This is a genomic window from Ginsengibacter sp., from assembly GCF_057362405.1.
Genome location: NZ_JBMQQG010000068.1, coordinates 20541 through 30976, shown reverse-complemented (window position 1 = coordinate 30976; position 10436 = coordinate 20541). Strand labels below are relative to the sequence as shown.

Annotated in this window: 10 protein-coding genes and 1 pseudogene; 1 reads left to right on the top strand and 10 read right to left on the bottom strand. The window is 37.2% G+C overall.

Annotated elements, in window-relative coordinates:
- Window positions 1-176 (bottom strand): annotated as a pseudogene (locus ACO1O5_RS06320) (hypothetical protein); the annotation flags it as partial.
- Between ACO1O5_RS06320 and ACO1O5_RS06315 the strand changes: the two are divergent.
- Entirely contained in the window at window positions 168-731 is a 564-nt protein-coding gene (locus ACO1O5_RS06315; protein WP_486268993.1) for a chorismate-binding protein, read from the top strand. The pseudogene ACO1O5_RS06320 and the gene ACO1O5_RS06315 sit on opposite strands and share 9 nt — an antisense overlap.
- A 1-nt stretch (window position 732) precedes the next feature.
- Here the strand turns inward: ACO1O5_RS06315 and ACO1O5_RS06310 are convergent, their stop codons facing one another.
- The 9 genes from ACO1O5_RS06310 to pheT form a co-directional block, all read right to left on the bottom strand.
- The gene (locus ACO1O5_RS06310; RefSeq protein WP_486268992.1) at window positions 733-1875 is read right to left on the bottom strand and encodes a lytic transglycosylase domain-containing protein; all 1143 of its coding nucleotides are present in this window, start codon (window positions 1873-1875) and stop codon (window positions 733-735) included.
- A gap of 3 nt (window positions 1876-1878) precedes the next feature.
- Window positions 1879-3327: an Asp-tRNA(Asn)/Glu-tRNA(Gln) amidotransferase subunit GatA gene (gene gatA / locus ACO1O5_RS06305; RefSeq protein WP_486268991.1), complete on the bottom strand. Its 1449-nt coding sequence runs from the start codon at window positions 3325-3327 to the stop codon at window positions 1879-1881.
- Between the two features lie 52 nt (window positions 3328-3379).
- Window positions 3380-4228: a twin-arginine translocase subunit TatC gene (gene tatC, locus ACO1O5_RS06300; protein WP_486268990.1), complete on the bottom strand. Its 849-nt coding sequence runs from the start codon at window positions 4226-4228 to the stop codon at window positions 3380-3382.
- A gap of 161 nt (window positions 4229-4389) precedes the next feature.
- Window positions 4390-4638, bottom strand: a complete 249-nt coding sequence (locus tag ACO1O5_RS06295) for a Sec-independent protein translocase subunit TatA/TatB (protein ID WP_486268989.1) — start codon at window positions 4636-4638, stop codon at window positions 4390-4392.
- Between the two features lie 361 nt (window positions 4639-4999).
- The gene (gene rplS, locus ACO1O5_RS06290) at window positions 5000-5350 is read right to left on the bottom strand and encodes a 50S ribosomal protein L19 (protein ID WP_486268988.1); all 351 of its coding nucleotides are present in this window, start codon (window positions 5348-5350) and stop codon (window positions 5000-5002) included.
- A gap of 99 nt (window positions 5351-5449) precedes the next feature.
- Window positions 5450-7012 carry a ribonuclease Y gene (gene rny / locus ACO1O5_RS06285; protein ID WP_486268987.1) on the bottom strand — a complete coding sequence of 521 codons (1563 nt, stop codon included), beginning with the start codon at window positions 7010-7012 and terminating at the stop codon, window positions 5450-5452.
- A gap of 191 nt (window positions 7013-7203) precedes the next feature.
- Entirely contained in the window at window positions 7204-7491 is a 288-nt protein-coding gene (locus tag ACO1O5_RS06280) for a cell division protein ZapA (RefSeq protein WP_486268986.1), read from the bottom strand.
- A gap of 1 nt (window position 7492) precedes the next feature.
- On the bottom strand, window positions 7493-7780 hold the full coding sequence (locus tag ACO1O5_RS06275) for a hypothetical protein (protein WP_486268985.1): 288 nt from the start codon (window positions 7778-7780) through the stop codon (window positions 7493-7495).
- Entirely contained in the window at window positions 7780-10236 is a 2457-nt protein-coding gene (pheT, locus tag ACO1O5_RS06270; RefSeq protein WP_486268984.1) for a phenylalanine--tRNA ligase subunit beta, read from the bottom strand. The genes ACO1O5_RS06275 and pheT overlap by 1 nt, the downstream gene beginning before the upstream one ends.
- Window positions 10237-10436 lie beyond the last annotated feature (200 nt).

The window sequence follows — 10436 nt, the reverse complement described above, 5'->3', positions numbered from 1 at the left end:
TAGAGCCAGCAGTAGGTCTGGTCTCCGACTCGCGTCAGCGCCCCCTCGGGCAGCGCGACGGTGCCGGGACGCTCGATGATCACGTCCGCGTAAGCGTACATCCCGGGTAGAAGCCGGCTGCCCGGGTTGGGGAGGTCGATTTCGGCTCGGAGCGTCCGGCTGGTGATATTTCGCAACCGATAAAAGGAACGGCTAATCGAATTAAAAATAATGTGGAAGCTGATGAAAAGGGAAAGGATAATTTGATGAACAACGATAAGGAGCGTTCCGAAAATATAATGATCGTAGATCTCGTAAGAAACGATCTTGCAAAGATTTGTACTCAGGGTTCTGTTTCAGTAACGGAATTTTTGAAGGTTTATTCATTCCCGCAGGTGCACCAAATGATATCTACTGTTGTAGGAACTCTTAGAGACAATATATCATTTGCCGATATTTTTTACGCAACGTTTCCTATGGGTTCTATGACAGGCGCTCCCAAAAAAAAGGTGATGGAATTAATTGAGAAATATGAGAAAACCAGGAGGGGATTATTTTCCGGAACATTAGGATATCTTAACCCTGAAGGCGATTTTGATTTTAATGTTGTTATAAGAAGTATTCTTTATAATCAGTTGAAATCTTATGTATCGATACAGGCTGGCTCAGCTATAACATTTAAAAGCGATCCGGAAAAAGAATATGAAGAATGCTTAATAAAAATAACAGCGATGAAAAAAGCTCTCGAATAAATTATTTTTTCCCCGAAGAAGTTTTCTTCTTATTGAACTTCGCGTCTACGTTTACATCTTCCAATAATTTTTGCACGCATTCATCAAGTATCGGATACCTATTGGCAACAAAAAGATTCATCTTAGCATTAGGCAACCTCATATTGAAAGTGCCTCCCGTCGCAAGCATATCATCAAATCCGGGATTAAACCGGTTAAAATCGCTTATATCCATATCAATATCTTTTGCAATTATTGATGAGATGTATCTTCCCGAAATTGCCATTGAGTCGGCGCCTGACATTTCTTCTTCGGAAATATTGGGTTTCGGAGGACCACCGGTGCCGTCTAAACTTGTATAGTTAAAATTATTACCTGATGTTTCCATTACATAATGGGTAGCAATAAATTTCTTTACATGATTACGCGATTCTTCCGGAAGGTAATATTGAAGTTTCCAGAAATTATGGCTGCCGCTTTTATTTATGGCAGCGTAAACTCTTCCAGGGCCTCCATTATAAGCGGCTATAACAAGAAGCCAGTCATTAAATTCTTTATAAAGGCTTAGCAAATATTTTGCGGCGGCATTGGTACTTTTGTAGTAATCTGTTCGGTCATCTACAAATTGATTAACCTTTAATCCATAATCTTTAGCAGTGTAGGTCATTAATTGCCATGGTCCTCGGGCACCTGCAATAGACAAGGCATTTGATTTAAGATCACTCTCAATAACTGCCAGGTACTTTAATTCTCTTGGTAATCCATATTGTTTAAGTATTCCATCGATCAAATTGAAATAAGGTAATGCTGTTGCCTTCATTTGCTCAAGGTATTTTCCATGAGCCTGCAAATAATCCTGCATATAGGTTTCCGCGTTAGGATTTACCTGAGAACTATATGGAATAGATGAGTTGTATGAATAATTTTTAAAGAGATCTTTAAAGCCGTACTTGGTAACCTGGCTTACGTACTTTACCTTTTCTTGCTTGGGAGGAGTTGGAGATTTGATTACCTCATCTATTGTCTTGTCTTCTACTTTTATATTTTCCGGAATGCTGGTGTCTGAAACACTTTGCTGGCAAACGGTATTTTTCCCGGAAGAAAATTTTGTAAAGCCGGTTTGAAAAATGATAAATAAAATCGATATAGCTAAAAATTTCTTCATCAACTAATACCTTTTGTAGTTCGTCATGATCATGTCAGACAACTCAAGCAAAGTTAGTTCATCGTGCTTATTTGTAATTAGCTGCACTCCGAAAGGCATACCATTAGAATGTTTAAATATAGGCAGTGATATTGCCGGAGTACCAGTAAGATTGGCATAGACGGTGTAGATGTCGGCCAGATACATAGCGATGGGATCTTTTTGCATACTGCCTGCTTCGAATGCAGTTGACGGTACCGTTGGCAATAGTAGCGCATCAAAATTTTTGAAAATTTGTTCTGTCTGGTCTACAAGCAATCTCCTTATTTGCTGTGCTTTTGTAAAATATGCGTCATAATATCCTTCACTTAGAACAAAAGTGCCAAGCATAATGCGCCTTTTTACTTCTTTGCCGAAACCCTGACTGCGTGTTTTCTTGTAAAATTCAACCAACCCTTCATCTGTGTTTTTGTTACGATATCCGTACCTTACTCCATCATAACGTGACAGATTACTCGAAGCTTCTGCCGTTGTGATTACATAATAAGCTGGAACAATAAAATCAATAAGATTGAACTCAATATCTGCGATTTCGTGTCCATCTTTTTTTAATTGTTCAGTCAATTCATAAATATTTTTTTTGATCTCGGAATCTAAACTTTTATGTTCGAGGGCATTTTTCAATACTGCAATTCGGTATCTGTTGGATTTCTGTTGGGATGGTAAAGAATTTCTAAATACAGGTAGCTTTTGTTGATTTACCGTACTGTCAAACTGATCAGGACCACTTATGACTTCCAAAACTTTTGCCGCATCCGCTACAGTGGTGGAAAAAATTCCTATTTGATCAAATGAGGAAGCGTAGGCAATGAGGCCGTTTCTCGATATAGACCCATAAGAGGGTTTTATACCAACAATTCCGCAAAAATCGGCGGGTTGCCTGACTGAGCCACCGGTATCACTACCGAGGCTGACCATACAGAGACCTGCCTGAACGGCGACTGCGGAGCCTCCTGACGACCCTCCGGGTACCTTATTTTCATCCAATGCATTTCGAACCCTGCCATAAACAGAATTCTCATTGGTGCTGCCCATTGCAAATTCATCGCAATTACAACTCCCTATTATTATGGCATCTTCTTTTAATAAGTTTTCGACAACAGTTGAACTGTAAATTGAAATGAAATTTTTTAATATGCCTGAGGCCGCTGTTACTTTATGGTCCTTATAACAAATCACATCTTTAATGGCTATAATTACGCCGTGAAGTTTACCTAAGAGTTCTCCATTTTTTCTTTTATTATCCAACGTATTTGCACGTTCAATTGACTCACGTGCAAATATTTCAACAAAGGCATTTAGGTGTTTTTTGGCTACTATTTCTTTTAAATAATGCTGTACGGCGATAAGGCAACCTTCGGAGTTGTTTGCTAAAAAATTATGATAGTCTTCTATCGAACTGAAATAAAACATTTAAGACTTTGGTATATTAATCAATATGGGATTTTCGAATATTTTATCAATATCAACTCCATTCTTCTGCTTCCTCAACCTTTTTTTGCTTTTCAACTTTAACACAAAGCAGAATACTTATCTCGTACAAGATCATTAATGGAATGGTACAGATAATTTGGCTAAGCATATCTGGTGGCGTAATGATCGCCGAAAGAACAAGCATAATTACGATTGCATATTTGCGACCCTTTCGCAAAAATTTTGCACTAACAACATCAATTTTAGCAAGGAAAAACATTACCAGCGGCAGTTGAAATGCAAGCCCGGCTCCTAATATCAGGGGAATAAGTGTGTTGAAATAACTGGTTATCGTCCAGCGGTTTTCTATATTGTCATCCAGCGAAAAATTTGAGAAAAAGTGAATCGTATATGGTGCAATCACATAATAGCCAAATAGCACACCTATGAAAAACAGCAGTGATACCCAAAAGATCACTCCCCGCGTATTATGTAATTCTCTTTTTGTTAAGGCAGGTTTCGTAAACTTCCAAAATTGCCAAAATACATAAGGGAACGCAAGAATAAACCCCCCAATTAAAATTATGTTGAAGTAAACTCCAAATTGGCCGCCGACCACTGTACTTTGCATTTTTACGCTTATGTGCTGCATGCATAACCTATCACCCAACCCAACAGATCTGCTAACCTTGCATAACAAGCCATATGTTGGGAATTCAGGATGTGTGGGTCCCATGAGTATTTTCTTTACAATAAAACTATTATAGATAGCCACAACTATTGCCCCAATTGCAACCGCAACAGCAGATTTAAAAAGGTGCCCGCGCAATACATCTAAATGTTCTAAAAAGGACATCTCTGCCCGTTCGTCTGTACTATTCTTTCTCTTAAAAAATTTCATGAATGAAAAGCTGATAATTTTTATATTATAAAAATAGAATAATGATTTCGGTTACGCATTATTGGTTTTAAAGGATGGAACCCGGATGAGACAAAAAAAACCCACAAATTATTGCAGGTTTAATAATCTCGTTATTCGATAATTACTTAAATATGTCTCCGCTAAATGGGTGTATTCTCCCTTTTTACCGGGGTAGCAGCATTAGAAGAACTCTTAACAATCGTAGACGTAGACTGATCAGCATTTAAATTATCCTCAATTTCTTTCTTCACGTTATCTTTCGCGTCTTTAAATTCCCTGATACCTTTGCCCAATCCACGCATTAATTCAGGAATTTTTTTACCTCCAAATAAAAGGAGTACTACTAAAGCAATAAGAATAATATGAGGGCCACTAAATAAATCTCCCATAATTTAAATTTTAAATTAATTATTGCAAATATAGACTAAAAATCATACAGTAAACCTAGTAATTTTTGGTACTATCTTTAAAGTTAACGATCCATTTAGTTAGTAAATGCCGATGGGTTTATCTATTGATATACCTTCCACATTTGGCTTTCCCATTAGCAGCTTCGTAGGGAGAAATTCCACGGGCACAGGAAGCAAAAATTACAGACAGCAGGAACGCTATGATACAAACTTTTTTCATTTCAAATAAGTAATAGTTATGTACAGATTATATCATTCAGAGGTTTAAGCGAACTGCAAGTATATAAAATAAAAAACCGGAAAACAATAGTCTTCCGGTTTTTATCAAGAAATTTTATAATTATTTAATTCTTTTTTCCTGGATACGGGCACTTTTGCCACTTCTATCACGAAGATAATATAGTTTTGAACGGCGTACTTTCCCAACCTTGTGCAATTTAATGCTATCAATGTTAGGTGAAAACAAGGGAAACAAGCGTTCAACGCCTATCCCATCACTTATTTTCCTTACTGTAAACGTAGCTGTGCCACCTTCACCCTGCCGTTTAATTACATCTCCCTTAAAACTTTGGATACGTTCTTTATTACCTTCCTGAATTTTATAATTCACAGTAATATTGTCTCCCGCCTTAAACTTGGGATGTTCTTTCTTTTGAGTTAATTGTTCGTGTATAAATGCTATTGCATTCATGGCTTTTTATTTTAGGAGTGCGAAGGTAAGTGAATTTTTCTTATTTTATAACGATTTTGACTTTGATGAGATTAAAATATCATATCGCGACTATTTTAATTACCTCGCCACGTTTACGGCTCTCTTCTCCCTGATAACAGTCACTTTTATTTGGCCCGGATAGGTCATTTCGGTTTGTATTTTTTGCGCAATCTCAAAGCTTAATTTATCGCTATCCCCATCGCTCACTTTATCTGCTTCAACAATAACCCTGAGTTCACGTCCAGCCTGAATTGCATATGCTTTTTCAACGCCGGGATATGTCAACGCAAGATTTTCAAGATCCTTTATTCGTTGCAGGTACTGCTGCATAATTTCACGTCTTGCGCCCGGTCTTGCCCCGCTCATTGAGTCGCATGCCTGTACAACAGGTGAAATAACATATTGCATTTCAACCTCATCGTGATGAGCGCCAATTGCATTACAAACCGCTGGATTTTCGCCATACTTTTCTGCTAATTTCATTCCCAAAAGCGCATGGCTCAGTTCAGTCTCATCGTCCGGAACTTTACCGATATCATGCAATAATCCTGCACGTTTAGCCAACTTTACATTCATGCCCAATTCTGCGGCCATTACACCACATAGATTAGCAACTTCGCGACTATGCATCAATAGATTTTGTCCATATGAAGAGCGAAACCGCATTTTGCCTACAATTCTTACCAGTTCTTTATGAAGGCCGTGAATACCTAACTCGATAATGGTTCTTTCGCCTATTTCGATTATTTGTTCTTCCAGCTGTTTTCTTGTTTTTTCAACAATCTCTTCTATACGTGCCGGATGAATACGCCCATCCGCCACAAGACGTTGGAGCGAAAGCCGGGCAATTTCGCGGCGGAGTGGATCGAAAGAAGAAAGAATGATGGCTTCCGGTGTATCATCAACAATTAAGTCAACACCGGTTGCTGCTTCTATTGCCCTGATGTTTCTCCCTTCACGTCCAATTATTGAACCTTTTATTTCATCACTTTCGAGGTTAAAAACGGTAATTGCATTTTCAATTGCTTGTTCAGCTGCAGTGCGTTGAATAGTCTGTATAATGATTTTACGGGCTTCCTTATTTGCTCTTAACCTCGCATCGTCGAGAATTTCCTGCTGAATTAGTATAGCCTGGGAATTAGCTTCCTGCCTCAACGTTTCGATAAGTTGAGACTTGGCATCCTCCGCTGAAAGCTCAGCGACTTTTTCAAGTCGGCGAATATGCTCTTCCTGATGTTTTTCAAGCTCGGTGCGTTTAATATTGACGACCTCTATCTGTCGGTTGAGCGTTTCTTTTATTGCCTCATTTTCTTTTATGATGCGTTCAACGTTCTGATCTTTTTGATTGATAGATTGCTCCCGTTGCTTGATGCGATTTTCAGCGTCACTAATTTTTTGGTTGCGCTGAAATACCTCTTTGTCGTGCTCCGATTTTAATTGAACAAAGCGTTCTTTCGCTTCCAGTTGCTTTTCTTTTTTAATTGTCTCCGCCTGGAGTTGAGCGTCGGAAATGATTTTTTGAGCTTGTTGTTCTGCGATTTCTACCTGTTTTTTTGTGTTTTTGGCAAATAAAATTTTACCCAGTAGGATGCCCACAATTAAAGCGATAACACCAATTATTATTGGGAGAAGTAGTTCCATTGTTTTTTAATGTTTTTTTTATTCGTTTCATAATCTGTAATCCTCTTCTTATGCCATTTCGTAATAAGAAATAGGCGAATAGACGAAGATAGCAAAATTGTGTGGAAAATATTGTGCAGCCTTTCTGAAGGCATGTATAAATGTCAATAATAAAAGAATCTCATAGTGGGGGTTAATCGTTCAATCTATGTTTATAAAACAGCGTCAAGTTGTTTGTTGATTCTTTCGAGTGTTTCAAAAAGCTCCTTTTTAGCAGCATTATTGTCAGAGTCTGACTTTGGTTGCGTTGCATACCAAATCAAGACCATAGAAATATAATCCTGCATATCCTTTCCTGCAAATTGTGTGCGGAACTCCATTATTTTATCATTGATAATTTTCAGAGTCTTTCTAACCATTTCCTCGTCAGAGGGAAGTATTTTAATACGATAGGTTCTATCGCCGATTACAATATTTGCCGGGATAAGTTCTGCTTCCATGTTAGTTATTTAGCATTGCCATGCATTTATCAATATCTTTTATATATTGATTGATCCGTTTTTCAAAATTATGTTTTTCTTTCTCATTCCATTTGCCCGATGAAGCCTTAAGAATTCCTGTTTGTATTTCAAGAGAATTTATTTTTTCTAAATAATCTTTTTCTTTTAGTCTACATAATTCAATTTCGTTAACGAGATTTGTATGTTCTTTCTGAAGTGCTGAATATTTTTTCAGCAGTACCTGGAACTTTGTGTTAATTGCCTTAATATATTCTTCTATTGTATCCATTAATTATTTCTTCTTATTTCTGCTGGCATATTTTTTTCGATTGAAGTAATAATCCGGTTCATCATTCCATCAGTTTCTTCATCTGTTAATGTTTTTTCTTTATCAGAAAAGGTGAAGTTGATGGCCATTGATTTTTTATTGCTTCCAAGTTTGTCACTTTCAAAAACATCAAACAGTTTAAACTCCTTAAGTTTTGAAATATTTAATTTATTTATGGATTCTTTCAGCGACTGATAAGAAACCGATTTATTGACTATAATGGATAGATCCCGTTGTACCTGCGGAAATTTGGGAATTTCTTCAAATGAAATTCCATTCCTTTTTGTCGCGTAAAGCATTTGCTGCCAATTGATACAGAGATAAAATACCGCTTGCTTTACTGAAAACTTTTCAAGTATTGTTTTTTTAATATTTCCCATTTCAGCAATAAATTTCCCCTGCGATGTGCCTAAAATATATTCATTTAGAAAATCATTGTTACTCGATGAATATTTGATATTAGCCAAGCCTGCTATTTTAAAAATTGTATCACAGACTCCTTTTGCAAAATAGATGCCTGTTTTTTCTCCCTTGTTGTGCCAGTCATCTTCCTTTTTGTTGCCGGTAAAATAAATCGCGATCTTTTCGGTCTCAGTGTAATTTTCATGTTCAAGTTTAGAATAAACTTTTCCGAATTCAAAAAATAGTAAGTCAGCATTTTTTCTATTGATATTATAAGCGATACTTTCCAGGCCTGTTGGCATCATTGAGGGGCGCATTACATTCAAATCTTCGCTGAGACTGTTTATGATTTTTATAGTTTTGGAGAGGACCTTGTCATCAAAGTATTTGCTGTTGGTAATTGAGTTGGTAAAAATTTCTGAGAAACCATTTCCGGTAAGCCATCCCGCTATCCTTTCTCTTAAAGCAACTTCCCCCGCCGCGGTTTCAATGGCAGGAGCCATCTTAATCGTTGACGGAATTTCTATGTTGTCTAATCCATCTATGCGCATAATTTCTTCAATAACGTCCACTGGCAGCGTTATATCAGGATTGCTAAATGGAACAGCCACTCTCACTCCGTCAATTCCTTCTTTTACAATCGAAAAATTCAAGCTCTTTAAAATGTTTTTTACCGTTTCCTTGTGGTAATTTTTACCACTTAATTTTTTTAAATAATTATTTTGCAGTACAATCTCAAGTTGTTTTTTTGGAAACGGATATACATCAACTATTTCAGACGATATTTTTCCTCCGCAGATTTCCTTAATTAGCAATGCAGCTCTTTTTAAAACATTAACGGTATTGCTAATATCGACTCCCTTTTCAAAACGTATTGCTGCATCAGTTCTCAAGTTATGCCGGAAAGATGTTTTTCTAATATACGACGGGTTAAACCATGCACTTTCAAGAAAAATATTCGTGGTTGATTTTGTAACGCCGCTTTCCAGGCCCCCAAAAACACCGCCAATGCACATAGGTTCTTCGTCTCCGTTGCATATCATTATATCCTCTTTGCTTAGCGACCGCACTTTTTCATCTAGTGTAACGAATTTAGTTGTGTCGGGAAGTGTTTTTATTATTATTGAGTTACGTTTAATTTTATCTGCATCAAAAGCGTGCAGTGGTTGACCTGTTTCGTGAAGTATAAAATTGGTAATATCAACAATGTTGTTGATTGGGCGAACCCCTACGCTTTTAAGTCTGTTTTGTAGCCAAATAGGAGATGAAGAAATCGAAATTCCAGAGAGACTCACTCCCGAATACCTACTACAGCCATCCTCGTTTTCGATTGCAACGGTAATTTTAGATGACGTGTTATCATTTTTGAAATTGTTATTAAATGGCGATACAACTTTGATATTGGTTTTATTATGGTGAGACAGGTAAGCGCAGACATCTTTTGCAACGCCCAGGTGACTCATAGCATCCATACGATTGGGGGTAAGTCCGATTTCAAATATCCAGTCACTAAATGGTTTAAAATAATCAAATGCAGTTTGGCCTGCCATTGCTTCGTCGGGAAGTACGATTATTCCCGAATGGCTTTCGCCGATTCCAATTTCGTCTTCTGCACATATCATTCCATCACTTTCAATGCCCCGTATTTTAGCCTTTTTTATAGTTAAAGAAGACCCATTTATAGGATAGATAGTGGTTCCGGCGGGAGCAAATATTACTTTTTGACCGGCAGCAACATTGCTTGCACCACAAACAATCTGGAGCGTTTCTCCATTTCCGTTACTAACAGTTGTGATTTTTAGTTTATCTGCATCGGGATGTTTCTCGCAGGTAATAACCTCACCTACAATCAAGCCCGCCAATGAGTTCTTTATTTCTTCATGAAATTCCAGGCTCTCGACCTCGAGCCCAACCGAAGTTAAAATATCCGATAATTTTTGGGGGCTTTTGAGCATTTTGGAAGTTACTTCATCATCCGGTAAATATTCTTTAAGCCAATTATAACTAATCTTCATGTATTTTTTTGGGAATGGTCAAATTTTATTCAATAAAATTCAAAAGTAAGAAAGAAGACGTTAAGAAATGAAGCAGAATGTTTTTAAAGTCTCTTGTACCGCGGCTTTTGGAAAAACAACGGATTTTTTTGTAAGAAATACGCAAAAATTAAAGAAATCAACTAACAAATTTATTTGTCACGTGACGCAAAAATCACCAA

Bases quoted from the DNA above. Each gene is read 5' to 3' on its own strand.
- ACO1O5_RS06280 (WP_486268986.1), bottom strand. From the start codon at position 7,491: ATGGAAGCAGAACTTATCCCGGCAAATATTGTAATCGGCGATAGAACC.
- ACO1O5_RS06295 (WP_486268989.1), bottom strand. From the start codon at position 4,638: ATGGGAGATTTATTTAGTGGCCCTCATATTATTCTTATTGCTTTAGTA.
- gatA (WP_486268991.1), bottom strand. From the start codon at position 3,327: ATGTTTTATTTCAGTTCGATAGAAGACTATCATAATTTTTTAGCAAAC.
- rplS (WP_486268988.1), bottom strand. From the start codon at position 5,350: ATGAATGCAATAGCATTTATACACGAACAATTAACTCAAAAGAAAGAA.
- ACO1O5_RS06310 (WP_486268992.1), bottom strand. From the start codon at position 1,875: ATGAAGAAATTTTTAGCTATATCGATTTTATTTATCATTTTTCAAACC.
- rny (WP_486268987.1), bottom strand. From the start codon at position 7,012: ATGGAACTACTTCTCCCAATAATAATTGGTGTTATCGCTTTAATTGTG.
- pheT (WP_486268984.1), bottom strand. From the start codon at position 10,236: ATGAAGATTAGTTATAATTGGCTTAAAGAATATTTACCGGATGATGAA.
- tatC (WP_486268990.1), bottom strand. From the start codon at position 4,228: ATGAAATTTTTTAAGAGAAAGAATAGTACAGACGAACGGGCAGAGATG.
- ACO1O5_RS06275 (WP_486268985.1), bottom strand. From the start codon at position 7,780: ATGGATACAATAGAAGAATATATTAAGGCAATTAACACAAAGTTCCAG.